General features: G+C 50.9%; 18 protein-coding genes and 5 pseudogenes. 16 read left to right on the top strand and 7 right to left on the bottom strand.

Annotation, left to right across the window (positions count from 1 at the left end):
• A complete protein-coding gene (metB, locus tag LU633_RS23880) occupies nucleotides 1–1,161 on the bottom strand; it encodes a cystathionine gamma-synthase (RefSeq protein WP_016191258.1) in 1,161 nt (386 codons plus the stop codon).
• Between the two features lie 243 nt (nucleotides 1,162–1,404).
• Here metB and metJ point away from each other — a divergent pair, with 243 nt between their 5' ends.
• On the top strand, nucleotides 1,405–1,722 hold the full coding sequence (gene metJ / locus LU633_RS23885) for a met regulon transcriptional regulator MetJ (protein WP_016191259.1): 318 nt from the start codon (nucleotides 1,405–1,407) through the stop codon (nucleotides 1,720–1,722).
• A 564-nt stretch (nucleotides 1,723–2,286) separates the two neighbouring features.
• Here metJ and rpmE read toward each other — a convergent pair.
• Nucleotides 2,287–2,502, bottom strand: coding sequence for a 50S ribosomal protein L31 (gene rpmE / locus LU633_RS23890; protein WP_016191260.1), 216 nt, complete (start codon nucleotides 2,500–2,502; stop codon nucleotides 2,287–2,289).
• A gap of 216 nt (nucleotides 2,503–2,718) precedes the next feature.
• Between rpmE and priA the strand changes: the two genes are divergently transcribed.
• The 7 genes from priA to rraA all read left to right on the top strand — a co-directional run bounded on the left by priA (nucleotide 2,719) and on the right by rraA (nucleotide 10,998).
• Nucleotides 2,719–4,917 carry a primosomal protein N' gene (gene priA, locus LU633_RS23895; protein WP_016191261.1) on the top strand — a complete coding sequence of 733 codons (2,199 nt, stop codon included), beginning with the start codon at nucleotides 2,719–2,721 and terminating at the stop codon, nucleotides 4,915–4,917.
• A 234-nt stretch (nucleotides 4,918–5,151) separates the two neighbouring features.
• Nucleotides 5,152–6,156, top strand: a complete 1,005-nt coding sequence (gene cytR, locus LU633_RS23900; protein WP_407647048.1) for a DNA-binding transcriptional regulator CytR — start codon at nucleotides 5,152–5,154, stop codon at nucleotides 6,154–6,156.
• Between the two features lie 171 nt (nucleotides 6,157–6,327).
• Nucleotides 6,328–7,221: a cell division protein FtsN gene (ftsN, locus tag LU633_RS23905; RefSeq protein ID WP_016191263.1), complete on the top strand. Its 894-nt coding sequence runs from the start codon at nucleotides 6,328–6,330 to the stop codon at nucleotides 7,219–7,221.
• A gap of 94 nt (nucleotides 7,222–7,315) precedes the next feature.
• Nucleotides 7,316–7,846, top strand: a complete 531-nt coding sequence (hslV, locus tag LU633_RS23910; RefSeq protein ID WP_016191264.1) for an ATP-dependent protease subunit HslV — start codon at nucleotides 7,316–7,318, stop codon at nucleotides 7,844–7,846.
• Between the two features lie 10 nt (nucleotides 7,847–7,856).
• Entirely contained in the window at nucleotides 7,857–9,188 is a 1,332-nt protein-coding gene (gene hslU / locus LU633_RS23915; RefSeq protein WP_233485076.1) for an HslU--HslV peptidase ATPase subunit, read from the top strand.
• Nucleotides 9,189–9,476: 288 nt separating this feature from the next.
• A complete protein-coding gene (locus LU633_RS23920) occupies nucleotides 9,477–10,406 on the top strand; it encodes a 1,4-dihydroxy-2-naphthoate polyprenyltransferase (protein WP_016191266.1) in 930 nt (309 codons plus the stop codon).
• 106 nt (nucleotides 10,407–10,512) lie between these two features.
• On the top strand, nucleotides 10,513–10,998 hold the full coding sequence (rraA, locus tag LU633_RS23925; protein ID WP_016191267.1) for a ribonuclease E activity regulator RraA: 486 nt from the start codon (nucleotides 10,513–10,515) through the stop codon (nucleotides 10,996–10,998).
• Nucleotides 10,999–11,079: 81 nt separating this feature from the next.
• Here rraA and tnpA read toward each other — a convergent pair.
• Both tnpA and zapB read right to left on the bottom strand, forming a co-directional pair.
• A pseudogene (gene tnpA / locus LU633_RS23930) lies at nucleotides 11,080–11,517 on the bottom strand (IS200/IS605 family transposase).
• Nucleotides 11,518–11,678: 161 nt separating this feature from the next.
• Complete coding sequence (gene zapB, locus LU633_RS23935; protein WP_016191268.1) at nucleotides 11,679–11,918, bottom strand: cell division protein ZapB; 240 nt, start codon at nucleotides 11,916–11,918, stop codon at nucleotides 11,679–11,681.
• A 435-nt stretch (nucleotides 11,919–12,353) separates the two neighbouring features.
• On the opposite strand from zapB, the gene LU633_RS23940 reads away from it, so the two are divergent.
• From LU633_RS23940 to fpr, 4 genes are all read left to right on the top strand, one after another.
• Nucleotides 12,354–13,202 (top strand): MIP/aquaporin family protein, encoded by an 849-nt coding sequence (locus LU633_RS23940; protein ID WP_016191269.1) that lies wholly within the window; start codon nucleotides 12,354–12,356, stop codon nucleotides 13,200–13,202.
• A 32-nt stretch (nucleotides 13,203–13,234) separates the two neighbouring features.
• Nucleotides 13,235–14,749 (top strand): glycerol kinase GlpK, encoded by a 1,515-nt coding sequence (gene glpK, locus LU633_RS23945; protein WP_016191270.1) that lies wholly within the window; start codon nucleotides 13,235–13,237, stop codon nucleotides 14,747–14,749.
• Between the two features lie 96 nt (nucleotides 14,750–14,845).
• A complete protein-coding gene (glpX, locus tag LU633_RS23950; protein ID WP_016191271.1) occupies nucleotides 14,846–15,856 on the top strand; it encodes a class II fructose-bisphosphatase in 1,011 nt (336 codons plus the stop codon).
• 183 nt (nucleotides 15,857–16,039) lie between these two features.
• Nucleotides 16,040–16,786, top strand: a complete 747-nt coding sequence (gene fpr / locus LU633_RS23955; protein WP_016191272.1) for a ferredoxin--NADP(+) reductase — start codon at nucleotides 16,040–16,042, stop codon at nucleotides 16,784–16,786.
• Here fpr and LU633_RS23960 read toward each other — a convergent pair.
• Nucleotides 16,787–17,202: pseudogene (locus LU633_RS23960) on the bottom strand (DUF805 domain-containing protein).
• Between the two features lie 90 nt (nucleotides 17,203–17,292).
• Here LU633_RS23960 and LU633_RS23965 point away from each other — a divergent pair.
• From LU633_RS23965 to mqo, 3 genes are all read left to right on the top strand, one after another.
• The gene (locus LU633_RS23965; RefSeq protein WP_016191275.1) at nucleotides 17,293–17,886 is read left to right on the top strand and encodes a DUF1454 family protein; all 594 of its coding nucleotides are present in this window, start codon (nucleotides 17,293–17,295) and stop codon (nucleotides 17,884–17,886) included.
• Nucleotides 17,887–18,006: 120 nt separating this feature from the next.
• Nucleotides 18,007–18,774, top strand: coding sequence for a triose-phosphate isomerase (gene tpiA / locus LU633_RS23970; protein ID WP_016191276.1), 768 nt, complete (start codon nucleotides 18,007–18,009; stop codon nucleotides 18,772–18,774).
• Nucleotides 18,775–19,344: 570 nt separating this feature from the next.
• Nucleotides 19,345–20,934: a malate dehydrogenase (quinone) gene (gene mqo / locus LU633_RS23975; protein WP_016191277.1), complete on the top strand. Its 1,590-nt coding sequence runs from the start codon at nucleotides 19,345–19,347 to the stop codon at nucleotides 20,932–20,934.
• 95 nt (nucleotides 20,935–21,029) lie between these two features.
• Here the strand turns inward: mqo and LU633_RS23980 are convergent.
• A pseudogene (locus LU633_RS23980) lies at nucleotides 21,030–21,529 on the bottom strand (LysE family translocator).
• A gap of 205 nt (nucleotides 21,530–21,734) precedes the next feature.
• Nucleotides 21,735–22,040 (bottom strand): annotated as a pseudogene (locus LU633_RS23985) (glutathione S-transferase N-terminal domain-containing protein); the annotation flags it as partial.
• A gap of 76 nt (nucleotides 22,041–22,116) precedes the next feature.
• On the opposite strand from LU633_RS23985, the pseudogene LU633_RS23990 reads away from it, so the two are divergent.
• Nucleotides 22,117–22,622, top strand: a pseudogene (locus tag LU633_RS23990) (PhzF family phenazine biosynthesis protein); the annotation flags it as partial.
• Between the last annotated feature and the right edge of the window lie 6 nt (nucleotides 22,623–22,628).

Raw genomic sequence — 22,628 nt, forward strand, 5'->3', positions numbered from 1 at the left:
TTACCCCTCGGCCGCGATCCAAAATGCCTGTTCCAGATCGGCGATCAAATCCTGGTGATCTTCAATTCCTACAGAAATACGCAACAGCGTTTCTGAAATTCCGGCGGCGGCGCGCGCCTCCGCCGACATGCCAGCATGCGTCATGGTCGCGGTGTGAGAAATAAGACTTTCCACACCGCCCAGCGATTCTGCAAGCGTAAAAAGACGCAGCGCCTTCAGAAAGCGGCGGAGCCTTTGCTCATCACCGTCCAGTTCAAAACTCAGCATCGCACCAAAACCCTTCTGCTGACGTACTGCGAACTGATGACCCGCGTTTTCCGGCAAGGAAGGATGATACAACTTTTTCACCAGCGGTTGCTGCTGAAGGTAATCAACAATCGCCAGCGCATTACGCTGTGCTGCTGCCATACGGGGAACCAGCGTACGTAACCCTCGCAGTAACAGGTAGCTGTCGAAGGCTGCCCCCGTCAACCCAATATTGTTGGCCCACCAGGCCAGCTCGGTGACGCACGCCGGATCTTTCGCGATGACCGCTCCCGCGACCACATCGGAGTGACCGTTCAAATATTTAGTGCAGGAATGCACCACTAAATCCGCGCCCAGCGCCAGTGGGTTTTGCAGTGCCGGACTGAGAAACGTGTTATCGACCACGCTTACCGCACCAACCTCACTGGCTACTTTACAGATTGCGACAATATCAACCACGCGCAGAAGTGGATTGCTGGGGCTTTCAATCAGTACCAGTGCAGGCTTTTCGGCAAGTGCTTCTTTCAGTGCAACCTCATTGCCCTGGTCAACAAACTTCACGCGATAAGCACCGCGCTTGCTCAGGCTGTCGAACAAACGGTAGCTCCCACCATAGCAGTCATGCGGTGCGACCAGCAGATCACCTGGTTTCAGGAACACAGTGCATACCAGATGGATGGCAGACATCCCCGTATTGGTCATTACCGCGCCAGCCCCCCCCTCCAGTTCCGCAAGGGCGCACTGGACAACATCACGGGTCGGATTGCCTCGTCGGGAATAATCGTGTGCGCGAGGCTGGTTAAAGTCAGTGAAGTTATACGTGCTTGAAAGATGAATCGGGGGGACAACGCAGCCATACTGTACATCATCATTCAAACCGCTACGAACGGCGATTGTTGCCTGTTTACGCGTCATGGTGCATAAATTCCTGAAAGGGGGTGTAGAGTGTGTTTAAGCATATCAGCACATAAATAGACGTCAATACATCTGGACATCTAAATGTCTTTGCGTACAGATTGAGCAAACTACTAATAACCGTTAATATTATGTCGTTTAAGCCAGTGTGAAGTGCTGTACGTTCCGTGTGGTCGGCACTTTCTTCAAGCATAATTGGCCAAATTTTGGCATTTCCAATTTTAATGATAATTAAGGTAGCCCATGGCTGAATGGAACGGCGAATATATCAGCCCTTACGCCGAACATGGTAAAAAGAGCGAACAGGTCAAAAAAATCACGGTATCCATTCCCTTAAAGGTACTGAAAATTTTGACTGACGAGCGCACTCGCCGACAGGTGAATAATTTACGACATGCCACCAACAGCGAATTGCTGTGCGAAGCATTTCTTCATGCCTTTACCGGTCAACCTTTACCTGACGATGTTGACCTGCGTAAAGAGCGTAGCGATGAAATACCCGAAGGCGCAAAAGCTATTATGCGCCAGATGGGCGTTGACCCGGACACCTGGGAATACTGACATTTCCGTCCAGTGCCATGTGCTCCACCAGTCTAAGCGTGGGATGCCGCTCTCATTGAGGGCGGCATTGCTTCAGCCCTGACGAAATGAACCACAAACTTTTTCCCGGTGCCTGTCGCTCTCCTTTACGGCAGGTTAAGTGAAATGAACGATTTGACACGCCCGTAGCAGACGCTGACTGTAACAACGCGCCGTTTATCTAAGCGGCTTTAATTTCGTTTCGCAGGCGCGCACATATAACCGTGAAAACGCGTCTCTGCTTGTTTGTAAGATACAAATCCAACGGCGCCAGAGCCAGGCCAAAGCATATTGCTGACCACTCACCCAGGATACGGTTTTAAGTTAGCAGTAAAAATCCTCTTTTGTTCAAGACTGCCTTGCTTGCGCCCAATTCAAACAAACTAACCACTCTGCCGATAACTCTCTGCTTGTGCTGCCTGAATCCAGAGGCAACACCTGCTGACAGGCACATCCACAGATAATGGTGCCGAATGAGCAATAAAAAACCCAGCCTGAGCTGGGTTTTTATCACATCCGAAACGTAAACCTTTTCTGGCTATTAGTTTATTTTTTGCTGCCAGGCAGGCTGAAACGCTTGTTGAAGCGATCAACACGACCACCGGTAGCTACATCGCGCTGTTTGCCGGTATAGAAAGGGTGGCAGCTGCCACACACGTCCAAGTTCAGGTCGTGACCCACGGTTGAGCGGGTTTTGATTTCGTTACCGCAAGAACATTTAGCAGTAACGTCAACGTAATTTGGGTGAATACCTTTTTTCATGGGAAACCTCAGTTAAGGCCGTGTCGCTCTCCCATGCCAGGAAAAACCTGCACAGGCACCACACGAAAATTAAAAAATTCAGGTGTACGTGATACTATAAAAAGGTATCAACGGCGGCGAATTATACAGAAATTAACCGACCACTGCAATCGAATCAGCACATTCGGGGCATGACAGTGTACACTATCCTGCTGATTATTTCATCCGGTTGAATTCATGCGCGTTGTTCAGGTCGCATTGCCTATTCCTCTTGCACGCAGCTTTGATTATCTGTTGCCGCCACATCTGTCTGTTGCCACCACAGGCGTACGGGTCAGCGTGCCTTTTGGCACGCGTAAGGCGACAGGCATTGTGGTCTCCATCACCGAACACAGCGACCTGCCTTCTGAACAACTCAAAACCGTCGACGACGTACTGGACAACCGCTCACTCTTCTCCCCCTCTCTCTGGCGTATCCTGTTATGGGCCGCCGATTATTATCATTACCCGCTGGGGGAAGTACTGTTTCATGCCATTCCTGTTCTGCTTCGTCAGGGCAAACCCGCCCAAGAAGCCCCACTTTGGCAGTGGTATATCAGTGAAACAGGGAAGGCAACCGCACCAGAGAGCCTGAAACGCACGCCAAAACAACAAAAAGCACTGGCCGTACTGCGTCAGAAAAATCTCTGGCGGCATGAAGTTCGCCAGCATGACATTAGCGATACCGTGCTGCTGTCGCTACGTGCGAAAGGGCTGTGTGATTTGCAGCCAGCACAAATCACGCGCGAGGACTGGCGCAGCAATTACAGCGTAAAAGGTGAACGACTCCGGCTGAACACGGAGCAGGCAACAGCGGTTGGCGCAATCCGTAGTGAAGATAACCAGTTCACTGCATGGTTACTGGCTGGCATTACTGGCTCCGGCAAAACAGAGGTCTATCTTAACGCACTGGAGAATATACTGGCAAAAGGCAGTCAGGCTTTGGTGTTAGTACCAGAGATTGGCCTTACACCACAAACCATTGCTCGCTTCCGCGAACGTTTTAACGCACCGATTGATGTTCTGCACTCTGGACTCAATAACAGTGAACGGCTGGCGGTATGGCTTCGCGCGTATAACGGTGAAACGGCGATCGTTATTGGCACACGCTCGGCCCTGTTCACTCCCTTTGCCCGTCTGGGCGTCATTATTATCGATGAAGAACATGATAGCTCTTACAAGCAGCAGGAAGGCTGGCGTTATCAGGCACGCGATCTGGCAGTATTCCGGGCGCAACAGGAAAATATTCCTGTTGTTATGGGCACGGCAACGCCTGCACTGGAAACATTGCAGAATGTCAAACTGGGCAAATACCGGCAATTAAACCTCTGTAAACGTGCGGGGAATGCGTGTCAGGCAACACAGCAGCTTATTGACCTGAAAGGTGTCAAGCTGGAGGGCGGCCTGTCCCCGATGCTGCTCAGAAAAATCGGCCTGCATCTGAAAGCAGGCAATCAGGTATTGTTGTTTTTGAACCGACGTGGTTTCTCTCCCGCCATGCTATGCCATGAATGCGGCTGGATTGCAGAATGTCAGCGATGCGACCGTTATTACACGCTCCACCAGCATCAACGCCAGCTGCGCTGTCACCATTGCGACAGTCAACGACCTGTTCCACATCAGTGTCCGCAATGTGGTTCCACACACCTTATGCCCGTCGGGCTGGGTACCGAACAGCTGGAACAAAACCTTAGCCAGCTTTTTCCCGACGTGCCGCTGACTCGTATCGATCGTGACACCACCAGCCGTAAAGGAGCACTTGAACAGCAGCTGGCCGATGTCAACCGGGGTGGCTCACGTATTCTGGTGGGTACACAAATGTTGGCTAAGGGGCATCATTTTCCTGACGTTACACTGGTGTCGCTACTGGATGTGGATGGCGCGCTTTTTTCGGCTGATTTTCGCTCGGCAGAGCGATTCGCCCAGCTGTATACCCAGGTTGCAGGGCGCGCTGGCAGAGCCGGTAAACAGGGGGAAGTATTATTACAAACCCATCACCCGGATCATCCATTATTGCAAACGTTATTGCATCAGGGCTATGACGCCTTTGCGCAACAGGCACTGACTGAACGCAAAACCGTTTTTCTGCCACCCTTTACCAGTCATGCTCTGTTCCGTTCGGACGATCATGACAATCAACAGGCTCCCCTGTTTCTGCAGCAGTTACGAAATCTGCTGGAGACCAGCCCACTGAAAGATGATGCGTTCTGGTTGATGGGGCCGATTCCCGCAATACAGCCGAAACGCAGTGGACGTTATCGCTGGCAGCTGCTTCTCCAACACCCTTCACGCGGGCATTTACAGCGCCTGATAAAATTGACGCTTCCACTGATGAGCACATTGCCACAGGCCAAAAAAGTGAAGTGGACATTAGATGTTGATCCAACTGAAAACTGAGACTTTTTTAACCATACAAAATCCTTGCGAGTACGCTCGAAAAAAGTCGCACAAGCCACAATTTTTATGCAGATTAATTTACGTTATCCGCTAGCATCTGTGCGTTGTCTTAAGACGGTGAAAGGCAGACCGATATGCGTGCTGCTGCTACCAAAATGATAATTGTCAGGTCAGCACGGGCTGGCGTCAGGGAGAAAAACGTTGGAGCAGAATCAAGAGGCGTCGGGTGCCACCATGAGGGATGTGGCGAAAAAAGCGGGCGTATCCACGGCAACCGTTTCACGCACGCTGATGAACCCGGACAAAGTCTCCGCCGCCACACGACAAAAAGTTGAAGAGGCGGTCATTGCCGTTGGCTATTCTCCCAATGGTATAACGCGTAATGCCAGACGTACCGAGTCACGGACGATCCTGGTGATTGTGCCCAATATTTGCGATCCTTTTTTCAGCGAGATAATACGGGGCATTGAAGTTGTGGCGGCTGATCGGGGCTATCTGGTACTGATTGGCGATTGCGCCCACCAGACATGCCATGAGCAATCCTTTTTGAATTTAATCATGACCCGCCAGGTCGATGGCATGATCATGCTGGGTTCGCAGCTACCGTTTGAAAGTACACCCGAAGAACGCCAAAATCTGCCGCCCATGGTAATGGCAAATGAGTTTGCCCCGGAACTTGAGCTGCCCTCGGTGCATATCGATAATCTGACCGCCGCGTTTGAAGCCGTCAATCATCTCCTCAAGCTGGGGCACAGCCGAATTGCCTGCATTGCAGGCCCACATGATATGCCACTTTGCCAGTATCGTTTACAGGGATACATTCAGGCACTGCAGCGTCATGGCATTGTGGCGGAACCACGCTATATTGCACGGGTTGACTTCACTTTTGATGCAGGTGCCACCGCAATGAAACAACTAATGGCGCTTCCTGCACCACCAGACGCCCTGTTTTGTCACAGCGACATTCTGGCGTTGGGTGCAATGGCCCAGGCAAAAAATATGGGCTTACGCATTCCCCAAGATTTGTCTCTGATTGGCTTTGACGATATTGAGCTGTCCCGTTACAGCGACCCACCGTTGACTACCGTCATCCAGCCGCGATTTAACATTGGCCGTGAGGCAATGAGCCTTCTTCTTGAGCAACTGCAAGGGAAAATGGTCAGTAATGGTTCACGCCTGCTGGATTTTGAACTTAAAATTCGCGGCAGTACGGCCCCGGTGCTTCGCCCCAGGCGTTGACAACACAAAGCAGAGATGATCGGGCTGAAATTCACATTCAGTAGATTCTTAATGGTATCGCCGCTGGTCAAAGCTCCAGCCCTTGAGTAACATGGCGAGCTGGCCGACGGGTACGCCAGCACTGATTGATTTTTCCGGCCTCACTTTTTACTGTTTATTAGCGGAACGATAGTGGCACAAAAAGATTATGTAAGCCGCGGGCGCTCAACAGGGACGCGGCGCAAAAAAACCAACAGTCGCAGTAAGAAGCGGAGTGGTGGCTCAGGCGTATCAAAAATTATGGTGGTACTTGCCGCCGCAGTCCTGGTGACCTTTGTCGGAGGACTGTGGTTTATCGCCCATCATAAAAAAGAAGAGGCGGTCGTCATACCTGATCATAAAACTCCGGGCAACGGCTTGCCGCCGAAACCTGAAGAACGCTGGCGCTATATCAAAGAGCTGGAGAACCGCCAGATCGCTGTGCCAACGCCTACAGAACCTTCGGCAGGGGGCCAAATCCATTCGCAAACTCAACTCACCAACGAGCAGCGTCAGCTGCTTGAGCAGATGCAGGCGGATATACGTCAACAGCCTACGAAACTGAATGAGGTGCCGTGGAATGAGCAGACGCCGGCACAGCGCCAGCAAACTCTGCAACACACGCAGCAAAGCGAATTGCAGCAGCAACCGCGCCAACAACAGCCAGTGCATAGCCCGGCGCCAGCTCAACAGGCGCATATGCTGCCGCAAAACCGAACCGAACAGGCCGCGCCCATTACGCGAGAACCGGTTCATCAGGTGGCCGTTCAGCCGCAAATAACACCATCGCCAAAAGACGAAAAAAAGCCGAAAGAGAAGATCCAGAACTGGATGGTACAATGTGGTTCTTTCAAAGGAACCGATCAGGCAGAATCTGTCCGGGCACAGCTGGCCTTCGAAGGATTTGAAAGCCGTATCACTGCCGGTGGTGGTTGGAATCGTGTGGTTATTGGGCCGATGAGCAGCCGCCTTGCCGTCGACAGCGCCCTGAAGAGGCTGCGCGGCTCAGGCCACACAAATTGCATTCCCCTCGCAACCTGGGGTTGAAACCCTTCAAATCTCCCCCACATCTGTTTGCATCGACAAAACCCCGCTGCCTGACTGCGGGGACATTTTTCTGAATGCAAAAAGGGATCTGCCCGTGACAACAATTGTAAGTGTTCGACGCAACGGCCAGGTAGTCATTGGCGGTGATGGCCAGGCTACTCTCGGCAACACCGTCATGAAAGGCAACGTCAAAAAAGTGCGTCGTCTTTATAATGACAAAGTCATTGCCGGTTTTGCTGGCGGAACAGCAGATGCTTTTACCCTGTTTGAACTGTTTGAACGTAAGCTGGAAATGCATCAAGGACATTTGGTGAAGGCCGCTGTTGAGCTGGCGAAGGACTGGCGCACTGATCGCATGCTGCGCAAGCTGGAAGCACTGTTAGCCGTGGCGGACGAAAACGCCTCTCTGATTATTACGGGGAATGGTGACGTTATTCAGCCTGAAAACGACCTGATTGCTATTGGTTCTGGCGGACCTTACGCACAGGCAGCAGCACGTGCGCTGTTGGAGAATACCGAGATCGGGGCACGCGAAATCGTGGAAAAAGCGCTGGGTATTGCAGGCGATATCTGCATCTATACCAACCACAATCTCACCATCGAAGAATTATCGTCTAAAGCATAAGGACTTAACTATGTCTGCAATGACTCCGCGCGAAATCGTTAGCGAGCTGAACAAATTTATCATTGGCCAGGATAGCGCCAAACGCGCCGTTGCCATCGCCCTGCGTAACCGCTGGCGTCGTATGCAGCTGGATGAAGAGTTGCGCTACGAAGTCACACCTAAAAATATCCTGATGATCGGCCCGACCGGTGTGGGTAAAACTGAAATTGCGCGCCGTCTGGCGAAGTTAGCTAACGCGCCTTTTATCAAAGTTGAAGCCACAAAATTTACCGAAGTGGGTTATGTTGGTAAGGAAGTTGACTCAATCATTCGTGACTTGACCGACTCTGCGCTCAAAATGGTTCGCTCTCAGGCCATTGAGAAGAATCGCTACCGGGCCGAAGAGATGGCGGAAGAGCGTATTCTTGACGTATTAATTCCGCCTGCAAAAAACAACTGGGGCCACTCTGAAGCCTCCATGGAACCTTCTACTGCCCGTCAATCCTTTCGTAAAAAGCTGCGTGAAGGGGAGCTGGACGATAAAGAGATCGAAATTGACCTGGCTGCCTCGTCTGTCGGAGTAGAAATTATGGCGCCCCCGGGTATGGAAGAGATGACCAGCCAGCTGCAGTCAATGTTTCAGAACCTGGGTGGGCAGAAGCAGAAACCGCGTAAGCTTAAGATTAAAGATGCGATGAAGGTGCTGGTGGAAGAAGAAGCCGCCAAGCTGGTCAACCATGAAGAGCTCAAGCAGGAAGCTATTGATACCGTTGAACAGCACGGCATCGTATTTATTGATGAGATTGATAAAGTTTGTAAACGTGGTGAAAGCTCCGGGCCATATGTATCCCGTGAAGGCGTTCAGCGCGACCTGTTGCCACTGGTGGAAGGTTGTACTGTTTCAACCAAACACGGCATGGTAAAAACTGACCATATCCTGTTTATTGCTTCAGGCGCATTTCAGGTGGCAAGCCCTTCCGATCTTATCCCTGAACTTCAGGGACGTCTGCCAATTCGCGTTGAGCTACAGGCGCTGACCACCGAAGATTTTGAGCGCATTCTTACTGAGCCGAGCGCCTCCATTACCGTGCAATACAAAGCACTGATGAAGACGGAAGGCGTTAACGTTGACTTTACCCGTGACGGTATCAGTCGTATTGCCGCCGCGGCATGGCAGGTTAATGAAACCGCTGAAAACATCGGCGCACGCCGTCTGCATACTGTGCTTGAACGTCTGATGGAAGATATTTCCTATGATGCAAGCGACCGCAATGGCGAATCCATCACCATTGATGCTGATTACGTTGGCAAGCATCTGGATGAGCTTGTCGCGGATGAGGATCTCAGCCGCTTTATCCTGTAAATTTTAGCAGTACGCCGGTTGCGCAATGTGATCGGCGAAATTTCGCAACAGCATATTTTCTTATTAAACAGACAATTACCATTTTCACACTTTCTGCCTGTCAGTTCAGTGTCCTGCACGCCCTGATAAGCGTGTCTTCAGGCTGGTTTCGTTGTTTAGTTAACGCCAAAGAGTGAATGGCTGACCGGCCCCGGTGGTGCAACGATCCTTGACGTGGATTAAGGCTTTGTCAGGCACGAGGACTATACTCTTCGGCATTGTTATCCTCTGCGGCCTGGGAACCATTCCATGACAGAAAATATCTGCTCCGTCCCGGTTATCTCCCCCTTACGCGCCTGGCTGGAAAGCTTGCGATTGCGTACCCTGCCTCTGGCCTGTGCTTCGGTAATCACCGGCTCATCTCTGGCATGGTGGCAGGGGCATTTCACGCTGTCCGTCGCGGTGCTGGCTCTGCTTACCACCGCACTGCTGCAAATTCTGTCGAATCTTGCGAATGATTACGGCGACGCGACAAAAGGAAGCGACACACCGGAACGTATTGGCCCCTTGCGCGGTATGCAGAAAGGCGCGATCAGCCAAAAACAGATGGGGTTTGCACTGATTATTGCAGTTGCACTCACCATTGTCTCGGGGGTTGCGTTGGTGATTCACTCCTGCCGGTCGCTGAACGATATGCTTGGCTTTCTTGCAATGGGCGCTCTCGCTATTCTTGCCGCTATCGCCTACACGGTTGGCAGAAAGCCTTACGGCTATCTTGGGCTTGGGGATGCCTCAGTGCTGATCTTTTTTGGCTGGCTTGGAGTACTGGGCAGCTATTATCTGCAAACCCACCGCATTGAAATGGCATTATTGTGGCCAGCCAGCGGCTGTGGATTACTGGCTGTCGCAGTGCTTAATGCAAATAATATGCGTGATATTGAGTGTGATCGTCAGAATGGCAAACTGACCCTGGCAGTGCGCCTGGGAGCAACCGTGGCCCGCTACTATCATGTGCTGCTGCTGACAGGCTCAATGCTATGCTTTGCGCAATTTGCCATCGTAAACTCACTTAATATGGCCGGCTGGCTATTCCTGCTGGCCGCCCCGTGGCTGTTCCGTCAGGGCCGCTACGTACTTCAGCAACCCACAGCGCTGGCCATGTGTCCTGTACTGGCCACGACGGTTAAAATGGCACTGCTGGTCAATGTGCTTTTTGCTATTGGCCTGGCCATCAATTAAACACAATATGATTGACCCATCGCAATTTTTAGCAAATGATGGTTTTGCCAACACCCGACAGAAAGCGATATACTGCCCCATCATCTGAAACAGACGACCCCCTCTTATGAAATATGATACTTCTGAACTCTGCGGCATATATCATGAAGATGTAAATGTTGTTGAACCGCTTTTTTCAAACTTCGGCGGTCGCACATCATTTGGTGGGCAAATCATCACGGTAAAATGTTTCGAAGATAACGGGCTTCTCTACGATCTGCTTGAGGAAAACGGACGAGGCCGCGTGCTGTTGGTTGACGGCGGCGGCTCTGTCCGGCGTGCGCTGGTTGATGCTTCACTGGCACGGCTTGCATTACAAAACGAATGGGAAGGCATAGTGGTTTACGGCTCCGTGCGTCAGGTTGATGACCTCGCAGAGCTGGATATTGGTATTCAGGCGATTGCTGCGATTCCTGTCAGCGCAGCCGGAGAAGGGATTGGCGAAAGCGACGTTCGGGTCAACTTCGGGGGCGTGACCTTTTTCTCTGGCGATCATCTTTATGCTGATAACACGGGAATTATTCTTTCCGAAGACCCACTCGATATCGAGTAAGTAAAAAACCACCTGCATAGCAGGTGGCATTGATTTCGCCCCACAGGGGCGCACTAAGTCCAGACTCAGAGAGCCTTCCCTTCACACTTCTTTCAGTGGAAGCTGGCTCTCTTCAACTTCATGTTTTTCCTGATACTTCACGTACGTTATTATCATTTCTTCGTTTATACCTACGGTATCGACACAATAACCTCTTGCCCAAAAATCATTCCCCCACTGCTTGTTCTTACGCAGGCAGGGAAATTTACTGAACAATCGAAGGGCTGTTTTACCCTTTAAGTCGCCTGTTACATGGGAAATCGAAAGCCGTGAAGGCACTTTTACCCGCAAATGGACATGGTCTGTCTGGACATTCAGCTACACTACTTCTATCCCGGGCTGCTCACCTGAGATCCTTATCTGCTTACAGACCTCTTTACCAACATTGTTCCTGAGGATGCGAAACCGGTACCTGGGTGTCCATACGATATGATATTGACAACACCAGAGCACATGAGATGCTTTCTGGAATCTGCTCATGGTTAAATCCCTGGCAGTTATGGGGATAACAGATTCGGATTTTCCCATGAGTAGCATGACTGGCAGAGCCAACTTATTGCTGACCACCTCCACAGGAGGTGGTGTTCATGCAGGGATCAAAACGGGTGCCGCTGGCACCCGTTTGTTTCAGTCTGCATCAATCAGACCTCTTCCATTTTTCCCAGCAGCGCGCGCAGTCGTTCTTGCCAGACATGCTGCTCTTCTTTCAGCGCCAGGTTCTCACGTACCAGTGATTCGCTGTTGCCTGCTGCCTGTTGAATCTGCTGATTCAGGTTGTTGTTCTGTTCTTTCAACTCTTCTATTTCCATCTGTAGCAGAGTAATGGTATCAACCGCCTGCTGTACTTTAGCTTCCAGTTTTTCGAATACTTCAAATGACATGATTGTAACCTCTCCTAATCGCAAGCGTTGATACTGCAACCTGCACAAAACCGGTCTCTCACGAGTAACAGCGCTGCCCCGATTGTAAGTACCCCAACACAGCAAGTCCAGCAGCGAACCCGTATCGGCGGCAGTCTGTAACAATTTTCAGTCGAGACCTGGAAATCGTAACAACCCCCCCCAGATAAGCAATCAAATTGTTAACAGCAAGATCTAAATAAACTTAAAAAGATGATTAACGTTACGGTCGACAAAAGGCAAAATACGCGAAAACACTCATTTTTTTGACGCAAGCCACAAGTTTTAATTTCGCTATTTCTCGTTTATGCTCGCTAACGATAAATTCACATCAACCCGTGAATATAATCAGGGCCGCTCAGGGAATGAGAATAAAATGCAGTTCAACATTTAACCTCGCCTTCAGGAAACGCCATCATGATTCAACAAACCAGCACGCTCAAAGGGCAATGCATCGCAGAATCCCTGGGAGTCGGCACCATTATTTTCTTTGGTGCTGGCTGTGTCGCCGCAGCAAAATTGGCAGGAGCCGTTCTTGGACTGTGGGAAATCAGTATTATCTGGGGGATCGCCGTTGCAATGGCTATCTATCTGAGCGCCGCCATTTCCGGTGCCCATCTGAACCCAGCAGTAACCATTGCACTATGCCTTTTCGGTAATTTTGAGGCACGCAAAGTCGTTCCTTATATTGTGGCTCAGGTTGCAGGCGCTTTCTGTTCCGCCGCTCTGGTTTACGGACTTTACCATAACCTGTTTATTGATTATGAACAGACGCATCATATCGTTCGTGGCAGCGTGGAAAGCCTTGAACTGGCCGGCATTTTCTCGACCTATCCTAACGCGCACATTAGCGTAGGTCAGGCTTTCCTGGTAGAAGCGGTGATTACTGCAGTGATGCTGGGCCTGATTATGGCATTGACCGATGATGGCAATGGCCTGCCTCGTGGTCCGATGGCTCCACTGCTGGTTGGCCTGTTGATTGCCATTATTGGTGGTGCCACCGGCCCGCTGACTGGATTTGCACTGAATCCAGCCCGTGATTTCGGACCCAAACTTTTTGAATGGCTGGCGGGCTGGGGCAATGTTGCCTTTACCGGTGGTCGTGATATTCCCTACTTTCTTGTACCCATTTTTGGCCCTACCGTGGGTGCCAGCCTGGGTGCGTTTGGCTACCGTATGTTGATCGCCCGTAACTTGCCAGGAGCCATGTCGGCAGTAAAGAAAGAAAAGAAGACGATAACGCATGCTGAACAGCGTAAAGCGTAAAAGCTCACCTTTTGAATCATCAGGAAGGATTTATGACTACAGAAAAAAAATATATTGTCGCGCTTGACCAGGGTACCACCAGCTCTCGTGCTGTTATCCTGGATCATAACTCCAACATTGTGGCGGTCTCACAGCGTGAATTTCAGCAAATCTATCCGAAACCCGGCTGGGTCGAGCATGATCCCATGGATATCTGGGCATCGCAAAGTTCAACGCTGGTTGAAGTCCTTGCCCACGCTGATATTCATTCAGACGAAATTGCCGCTATCGGGATCACTAACCAACGCGAAACCACTATCGTCTGGGATAAAGAGACCGGTAAGCCTGTTTATAACGCCATCGTCTGGCAGGACCCGCGCACCGCTGATCACTGTGCAAAACTGAAGAAAGAGGGGCTGGAAGAGTATATTCAGCACACCACGGGGTTGGTCATTAACCCCTACTTCTCTGGCACAAAAGTGAAGTGGATCCTCGATAACGTCGAAGGTGCCCGCGAACGTGCCAAACGTGGCGAGCTGCTGTTCGGTACGGTCGACTGCTGGCTGGTGTGGAAAATGACGCAGGGGCGTGTTCACATTACTGATTACACCAATGCCTCTCGCACCATGATGTTTGATATCCACAAGCTGGGGTGGGACCAGCGTATGCTGGATATCCTTAATATTCCTCGCGAAATGCTGCCAGATGTCAAATCCTCTTCTCAAGTCTATGGCCAGACTAACATCGGGGGCAAAGGGGGGACGCGTATTCCTATCGCAGGTATTGCCGGCGATCAGCAGGCGGCTCTTTATGGTCAGATGTGCGTGCAGCCCGGCATGGCGAAAAACACTTACGGCACCGGCTGCTTTATGCTGATGAATACCGGCAAAGAAGCGGTAGCATCAACCCATGGTCTGCTGACCACCATTGCCTGCGGTCCACGTGGCGAAGTGAACTATGCGCTAGAGGGTGCCGTATTTATCGGTGGTGCCTCTATCCAGTGGCTACGCGATGAGATGAAACTGATCGGTGATGCCACCGATTCTGAATACTTCTCAATGAAAGTAAAAGACAGCAACGGCGTTTATGTCGTTCCGGCATTCACTGGCCTGGGCGCACCTTACTGGGACCCGTATGCACGCGGCGCGATTTTCGGCCTGACGCGTGGAGCCAATGCCAATCACATTATCCGCGCAACGCTTGAGTCAATCGCCTATCAGACCCGTGATGTGCTCGAAGCCATGCAGAATGATGCCAACACGCGCCTGCAATCACTGCGCGTTGATGGCGGCGCGGTTGCAAATAACTTCCTGATGCAATTTCAGTCCGATATTCTCGGCACCCGAGTTGAGCGCCCGGAAGTGCGTGAAGTGACCGCATTGGGTGCTGCCTACCTTGCAGGCCTGGCCGTGGGCTTCTGGAAGGATCTGGACGAAGTGCGTGAAAAAGCTGTTATTGAGCGTGAATTCCGCCCCGGCATCGAAAGTTCCGAACGTAACTTCCGCTACGCTGGATGGAAAAAAGCCGTTGCCCGTGCCAAAGCATGGGAAGAACAGGACGACGAATAAACGCTTCTTCCCGCGATGCCAGACATCGCGGGCTTTTTCCTCCCTTTTGCCCACTGTGTTACACTCCCCGCCCCACTCTTTACTCCAGAGCAAATCATGAAACGAGAACTCGCTATTGAATTTTCACGCGTAACAGAAGCAGCAGCGTTGGCAGGCTACAAATGGCTGGGACGCGGTGATAAAAACGCCGCCGACGGTGCGGCCGTTCATGCCATGCGCATCATGCTTAACAAGGTGGATATCGATGGTAAGATCGTGATTGGCGAGGGGGAAATTGACGAGGCGCCCATGCTCTACATCGGTGAAAAAGTTGGCACGGGCAAAGGAGACAGCGTTGATATTGCTGTTGACCCAATTGAAGGTACAAGAATGACGGCGATGGGACAGGCGAACGCATTGGCCGTGCTGGCCGTGGGCCATAAAGGCAGTTTTCTCAATGCGCCGGATATGTACATGGAGAAGCTGGTCGTCGGGCCAGGTGCCAAAGGTGCGATCGATCTGGCTCTGCCGCTGGGGAATAATCTGCAACGTATCGCTGAAGCATTGCAGAAACCGCTGTCAGAATTAACCGTAACGATCCTGGCAAAACCTCGCCATGATGAGGTGCTTGCAAAGCTTAAGCAGCTCGGCGTGCGCATTTTTGCTATTCCAGATGGCGATGTCACCGCCTCCATTCTGACCTGTATGCCGGAAAGTGAAGTGGATGTGCTTTATGGTATTGGCGGCGCACCGGAAGGCGTAGTTTCCGCCGCGGTGATTCGCGCATTTGATGGCGATATGCAGGCTCGTTTGCTGGCCCGCCATCACGTTAAGGGAGACACGGCGGAAAATCGAGCGACAGGTGAGCAGGAGCTGCAGCGCTGTGTCGCAATGGGCATCACTGCAGGCAACGTGCTTAAACTGGGTGAGATGGCGCGTAGCGATAATGTTATTTTTTCTGCCACCGGCATAACTAGTGGCGATTTGCTCAAAGGCATTACCCGCAAGGGCAATATGGCCACCACCGAAACGCTGTTGATCTGCGGCAAATCCCGCACCATTCGTCGCATTCAGTCAGTGCATTATCTTGACCGCAAAGATGACAGCCTGCACCCCTATATTCTGTGAGCCGCCGGGCAATGCCTTTTTTCATGCGGACAGAACGCGCACAAGCTGGCATAACCACCGAAGAGGACAGACAGCGACGATTTGTCCATATGAACTTTATAGCCGAAGCCCACTGGAAAAATGCCGCTACAGTCGCGAAGATAGATAGACAGCCAGCCCGACTAAACTAACTAAGGAGTTGTTATGGCCGAATGGATTAATGCAAGCATCAAAGAAGTGAAAAACTGGACGGACAGTTTATTCAGCCTTATTGTCACTGCCCCCATAGATCCTTTCATCGCTGGCCAGTTTGCCAAATTGTCGCTGGAAATAGAGGGAAAACGGGTGCAGCGGGCGTACTCCTTTGTCAATGCACCCAGCGATGCGTACCTGGAGTTTTACATCGTCAATGTGCCGCAAGGAAAACTCAGCCCCTTTTTGCACCAGCTACAACCCGGCCAGCAGGTGTCGATCACCAAAGCGTCCACAGGCTTCTTTGTACTGGATGAAATTCCTCCCTGTAAAACGCTGTGGATGCTGGCTACCGGGACGGCTATCGGGCCTTATCTGTCAATATTACAGGAAGGAAAAGGCCTGGAGCGCTTTGAAAACATCGTATTGATTCATGCCTCGCGCTACGCACAGGACCTGAGCTATCTGCCGCTTATGCAGCAGTTGCAACAGCGCTATAACGGCCAGTTACGTATTCAGACGGTGGTGAGCAGAGAAGAGGCCACAGGTTCGCTTACCGGACGTGTTCCGGCACTGATTGCCAGCGGTGAACTTGAAGCCGCAGTCGGGCTGCCTATTGAAGCAGAGCAGAGCCATATTATGCTATGTGGTAATCCTCAGATGGTCAGGGATACGCAGCAGCTATTGAAAGATACGCATCAGATGAGAAAGCACCTTAAACGCAAACCGGGGCATATGACCAGCGAACACTATTGGTAATCAGGCGTGTTTCGACCGGAATAATTGACCCGCCGTGCCGAAGCGATTATTACCCCGGGTTCCGGGCAACATGCCGCGTTCCACCATCATCGTCACCAAAATCAACGTGGGGATAAAACGGCCAGACACCCACTGCCAGTTCGCCGGCATCATTTCCCAGTTGCCAGCCATCAACATCCAGGCCGCTATCCGTAAAAATACCCCCAGTAGCCTGGCTTATTGCGGTCATGAAGGCGTTTCACCACCACGGCACTGGTTGGCCACAGCAGGCTGACCACGCAAAATGCGGCAGTATGCGCACTTATCCACTCCTGGGACGCCAGCACAAACAGCACGGCCATCATTGCCAGCCAAACCCAGAGGTCGCGCCGCCCAGGTCTTCCCCGATATGAAAAACACCACGCTTGTAAGGTCATTTTTATCCCAGAAACAACGTCATTCTTTGACTTTGCCAGCAAATGTCCGCTCTAATCTTCCGTTACTCAGACAGATCAGGGCAGATGAAAATGAAAAAAACGCTTTTCACGAGCATGATATCATTCAGCATATTGACTGCCGTACCTGCCAGGGCAGAGACCGCTCCGCAGGAACGGGCTGAACCTGTGGCGACCGCCCCTTACCTTTTACCCGGTGCGCCCACCTTTGATATGACTATCGGTAAATTTCGGGAAAAGTACAATGCCAGTAATCCCACCTTACCGATCCCAGAATATCGGGTGATCGACAACCGTGAGGACAAAAGTAATTTGAACCGTGCTGCCAGCAAGATCAACGAAAATATCTACTCTTCGACCGCACTTGAGCCAGGCACAGGAAAGATTAAAACATTGCAGATAACCTGGCTGCCTATCCCCGGACCGGAAGAAAAAAGCACTCGCGATATTGCACGCGCCTATATGGCCGCACTGGAACGTTTTTTTGAACCAACGCTAAATGAAGAACAAAGCCTGAAAAGGCTCGATGCCTTGTTGAACACGGGCAAAGGGCAACGTTATTTTTCCCGGAGCGAAGGCGCTGTCCGCTACGTGGTTGCTGACAACGGCGACAAGGGGCTGACCTTTGCCATTGAGCCAATTAAACTGGCCATGAACAACGGCTGACTTCCGTGCAGAAATGACAAAAAGCAAAGCCTTCGGAAGTTTTGACCTCTATACTGTCTGGCTGATAACGCTGCTCAGGCAGGCTAATTTAACCGTATCGCGCGAAGCGTGGAGGAAATAATGCGACATCCGTTAGTAATGGGTAACTGGAAGCTTAATGGCAGCAAGCATATGGTCAACGAACTGATCGCGAACCTGCGCACCGAACTGAGCAACATTGATGGCTGTGATGTAGCAATTGCTCCGCCAGTTATCTATCTGGATCAGGCTAAACACACCATTTCCGGTAGCCGTATTGCGCCTGGTGCACAAAACGTTGATGTAAATCTCTCTGGTGCTTTCACGGGTGAAATCTCAGCTGAAATGCTGAAAGATATCGGCGCGAAGTACATCATCATCGGCCACTCTGAACGCCGTACCTACCACAAAGAAAGCGATGAGCAGATCGCCAAAAAATTTGCCGTGCTAAAAGAAGCGGGCCTGATTCCGGTACTGTGTATCGGTGAAACCGAAGCAGAAAACGAAGCCGGTAAAACAGAGAAAGTGTGCGCCCGTCAGATCGATGCCGTGCTTAATACGCAAGGTGCCGACGCATTCAATGGCGTAGTGATTGCTTATGAGCCAGTTTGGGCCATCGGCACGGGCAAATCAGCCACGCCAGCACAGGCACAGGCGGTACACAAATTCATTCGCGATCATATTGCGAAAAAAGACGCAGCCGTAGCGGCCCAAGTCATTATTCAGTACGGCGGTTCCGTAAACGATAAGAATGCTGCCGAGCTTTTTGCACAGCCGGATATCGATGGTGCGCTGGTCGGCGGCGCTTCATTGAAAGCCGATGCTTTCGCCGTGATTGTTAAAGCCGCGGCAAAAGCGAAAAACGCCTGATGTCCGCACCCTGCACCGGTTACGGTGCAGGGTTACTTTTACCTCATTTCATCGCTAACGCTTTCCATTTAACCATGCTTTTTTCAGACCCATCTTCCACTATCCTGGTTACGCTTGACACTTGTCCATCATCAGGATTTGCCGCATAAAGACGGCGTTGGCGCTGCGCTGTAAGCAGATTCCTCGCGGAAAATATTCATACCTCAGGTGTCAAAAAACTGAGCAGACAACCCGTTACCTAAAAAGGCCTGAGGGCAATCATTTATGATGCATGTAAACACGATTCAGCAGTCGACTTTGCCCGTTACAAAAGACCAGATGCACCTTCTTATTGGAGGTAACTAATTGATCAAAATACACTATATCTCTCACCTTGTAACACAACCCTCCCTCATCATTACTTTTACTGATTTTATTTAATTTTTCATTCTAAATTTTAATATTTAAACAATTTTTTAATTTACTAATAATAATGGTATATTTTCCGACTGCCTGACTAATTCCTCCTGAGAACCAGGCTGTACAACCTGTTTAACATGTTGATTCGTCAACATATGGAGATGTCGCTCCATGCGAAAATCAGCCGAAAGCCTTACCCCGACCTCCGTACAGGATCAGAAAAATGACGTCGATGTGCTTTTGATCGGCGGCGGTATTATGAGCGCAACGCTTGGCGCTTACTTACAGGAGCTGGAGCCAGGCTGGCACATCAGCATGGTTGAGCGCCTTGAGGATGTTGCCGGGGAAAGTTCTGACGGCTGGAATAATGCAGGCACGGGACATGCCGCCCTGGCAGAAATGAACTATACCCCTGAAAAGAGCGATGGTAGCGTTGATATTCAAAAAGCCATCAATATCAATGAAGCCTTTCAGCTTTCCAGGCAGTTCTGGGCGCATCAGGTACAAAGAGGAATGTTACACACCCCGCACAGCTTTATTAAAAGCGTGCCGCACATGAGTTTCGTCTGGGGCGACGAGAATATTCGCTTTCTGAAAAAACGTTTCAGTGCCTTACAAAAAAGCACCCTGTTCCGGGGAATGGAATACTCTGAAGATACTGAGCAAATCAGAAAATGGGTGCCGCTCATGATGGAAGGCCGTGATGCCGATCAGCGCGTTGCCGCCACCCGCATTTCCTCAGGAACTGACGTCAATTTTGGCGACATCACCCGCCAGCTGATTGCCTCCCTGCAGAACACTTCACGCTTCACGTTGCAAACCCGCCACGAAGTACGTCGTTTCAAACGCAATCAGGACGGTAGCTGGAACGTCATTCTTGCTGACCTGAAAAATAACGGTAATGAAAAATTACTGCAGGCAAAATATATTTTTATCGGTGCTGGTGGCGCAGCGCTAACGCTGTTGCAGGGCACAGGCATCCCGGAAGCGAAAAATTATGCCGGTTTCCCTGTCGGTGGCGAATTTTTGGTTACCGATAATCCGCAGGTGGTTTCGCGCCATATGGCGAAAGTATATGGCAAAGCCTCGGTCGGCGCGCCGCCCATGTCGGTGCCTCATCTGGATACCCGGATGCTGGACGGTAAACAAGTGCTGCTGTTTGGGCCTTTCGCCACTTTCTCTACCCGCTTTTTAAAGCAGGGATCGTTGTGGGACATGTTTGGTTCTATCACGCCGACCAATCTGATGCCAATGATGCACGTTGGCCTGGGCAACATTGATTTAATAAAATATCTGGTGGGCCAGATGATGCTGACCGATGACGCGCGGCTTAAAGCGTTGCAGGAATATTTTCCTGAAGCGCGAAAAGAAGACTGGCGGCGGGTAAAAGCCGGACAACGGGTGCAGATCATTAAAAAAGATGAGAAAAAAGGCGGCGTGCTTAAGCTGGGAACGGAAGTAGTGACCTCTGAGGATGGCACGGTTTCTGCACTGCTGGGTGCCTCTCCGGGTGCGTCAACCGCAGCGCCCATCATGCTTGATCTGATGAATAAAGTGTTTAAGGATAAATTCCACAGCACGGAATGGCAGCAAAAGTTGAAAGCTATTATTCCCTCCTATGACCAGAAGCTTAACGGTAATATCGCGGCGACCGAGCACGAGCTGGCAGAAACCAGCCGTATTCTGCAACTTGACTATACGCCATCTTCTGCTGCAAATGATGAAAATTCAGACGATCGCGAGGCCGTTATCGGTAAATAGCCTTCGGCAGGCTGATGCAAGAAAGGTCGGATAGTCATCACCCTTTCTTGCTTCCAGGCCATTTCCCCCTGCGTCCACAGCGTGGTGTCGACCAGCTACAATGCCATACAGGTATTAAACGCCCGCAATTTCCAGGGTAGCTGTAAATGACGCCCCATCCGATCCCCATCACCGCCCAGACTATAATGCAAGGTAAATTAAGCGCCATAAAACCCAACGCGACCGTCAGAATGCCATTGTTTGAGTTATACATCAGCGCAACATTGATTGCTATCAACCAGGCTTTAGGGTTAACAGCCTGGAATAATATTCCGCCCAGCATGGTCATGGGTGGGGCTTTGCCCTGCATCTCAGGTGCGCCTGAACGGAAAATTTTCCATGACAGCCACAGTAAATAAGTACATCCCAACAGCGCCAGCGGTAGCCGAACCGCACTCATCCACTGAAGCAGCACATCCAACATCAGGCCCGCAATAGCGGTTTGAATCGCACAACCGAACAAAACGCCCATCACCACAGGCAAAGTTCGCCGCATACCAAAATTAACGCCCGAGGTTGCCAGCATCAGATTGTCAGGGCCAGGTGTAATGGACATGACCGTGACATAATACAGGTTGCACAGCGATGGAAACAGATTCAGAAATTCACTACTGTCATGGATACAAAAATGTATTTTTAAATATTGTCCCATTACCTCAGGGAGCAATTGTGTCCATCAACGAACTACAGGAATCCACACGCTATCAACAGCTGGCAGCACACTGGCAGAGGCGATCCACTGCGGAACCTGGTCGCCGAGGAGTCGCCTGTCCACCAATCCACTGATCGACTGGTGCACGGGCGCGTGGCTGCTCGGGATAAAGCCAGCCACCACCATGCGCATTAGCCAGATAACGGATAATTGCGTTGAACTCCCATAAGACAAAATCATCCTCCAGGATAACCGGGATGAGCGCATTAGGGGTCATGGCTTTAAATGCGACTTCCTGAGGTGATTTAAAGCCGTCACCCCAGTCATCGCGCCGATAGGTAATATCCAGTTCCTCGCACAGCCACAATACTTTTCTGACGTTGATTGATGAATCTCGTCCTAATATCTTTAGCATAAGGTTGTCACTTTTTTCAGGCTAAGGTTATCAATACTTAAACCCATTGCAACGGACCATGGCAAGGATACTCACAATGACGCGATTACGTGGTTTCAAGCAAGTAAATGTTTTCACCTCTTCCCCGCTAAACGGTAACCCGCTGGCGGTAGTGCTTGATGCTGATGACTTAAGCGATGAACAAATGAAAGCCATTGCACGCTGGACCAATTTATCGGAAATCACCTTTGTGCTATCGCCAACGACCCCACCGCTGACTATCGGGTACGAATTCTTACTCCTGAACTTGAATTACCTTTCGCGGGGCATCCAACATTGGACACCGCTCATGCCTTGCTGGAAGACGGAATTTCTTTGCAGCGCTCCGGTAAAATCATTCAGCAGTGTGCACATGGTCTGGTGAGCGTACGGATTTCTGCTAACAACACCTTAGCCTTTGCTGTACCAGATGCCGGGCTCACTCAATTTAATGATATGCCCCCGAACAGTGCATTGAATAGCGATGAGCTGGACTCTGACCTGCCGATAATGGTCGCAGATATGGGCATCGGCTGGTTACTGATTCCAATGAAATCAGCCAGCGGTACT

The sequence above is a fragment of the Erwinia tracheiphila genome, assembly GCF_021365465.1.
GTDB classification, from domain to species: domain Bacteria; phylum Pseudomonadota; class Gammaproteobacteria; order Enterobacterales; family Enterobacteriaceae; genus Erwinia; species Erwinia tracheiphila.

Coding starts and splice junctions, on each gene's coding strand:
- rraA (WP_016191267.1), top strand. CDS start 10,513: ATGAAATATGATACTTCTGAACTCTGCGGCATATATCATGAAGATGTA.
- LU633_RS23920 (WP_016191266.1), top strand. CDS start 9,477: ATGACAGAAAATATCTGCTCCGTCCCGGTTATCTCCCCCTTACGCGCC.
- mqo (WP_016191277.1), top strand. CDS start 19,345: ATGCGAAAATCAGCCGAAAGCCTTACCCCGACCTCCGTACAGGATCAG.
- tpiA (WP_016191276.1), top strand. CDS start 18,007: ATGCGACATCCGTTAGTAATGGGTAACTGGAAGCTTAATGGCAGCAAG.
- hslU (WP_233485076.1), top strand. CDS start 7,857: ATGTCTGCAATGACTCCGCGCGAAATCGTTAGCGAGCTGAACAAATTT.
- metB (WP_016191258.1), bottom strand. CDS start 1,161: ATGACGCGTAAACAGGCAACAATCGCCGTTCGTAGCGGTTTGAATGAT.
- glpX (WP_016191271.1), top strand. CDS start 14,846: ATGAAACGAGAACTCGCTATTGAATTTTCACGCGTAACAGAAGCAGCA.
- LU633_RS23940 (WP_016191269.1), top strand. CDS start 12,354: ATGATTCAACAAACCAGCACGCTCAAAGGGCAATGCATCGCAGAATCC.
- fpr (WP_016191272.1), top strand. CDS start 16,040: ATGGCCGAATGGATTAATGCAAGCATCAAAGAAGTGAAAAACTGGACG.
- priA (WP_016191261.1), top strand. CDS start 2,719: ATGCGCGTTGTTCAGGTCGCATTGCCTATTCCTCTTGCACGCAGCTTT.
- cytR (WP_407647048.1), top strand. CDS start 5,152: ATGAGGGATGTGGCGAAAAAAGCGGGCGTATCCACGGCAACCGTTTCA.
- glpK (WP_016191270.1), top strand. CDS start 13,235: ATGACTACAGAAAAAAAATATATTGTCGCGCTTGACCAGGGTACCACC.
- LU633_RS23965 (WP_016191275.1), top strand. CDS start 17,293: ATGAAAAAAACGCTTTTCACGAGCATGATATCATTCAGCATATTGACT.
- rpmE (WP_016191260.1), bottom strand. CDS start 2,502: ATGAAAAAAGGTATTCACCCAAATTACGTTGACGTTACTGCTAAATGT.
- zapB (WP_016191268.1), bottom strand. CDS start 11,918: ATGTCATTTGAAGTATTCGAAAAACTGGAAGCTAAAGTACAGCAGGCG.
- metJ (WP_016191259.1), top strand. CDS start 1,405: ATGGCTGAATGGAACGGCGAATATATCAGCCCTTACGCCGAACATGGT.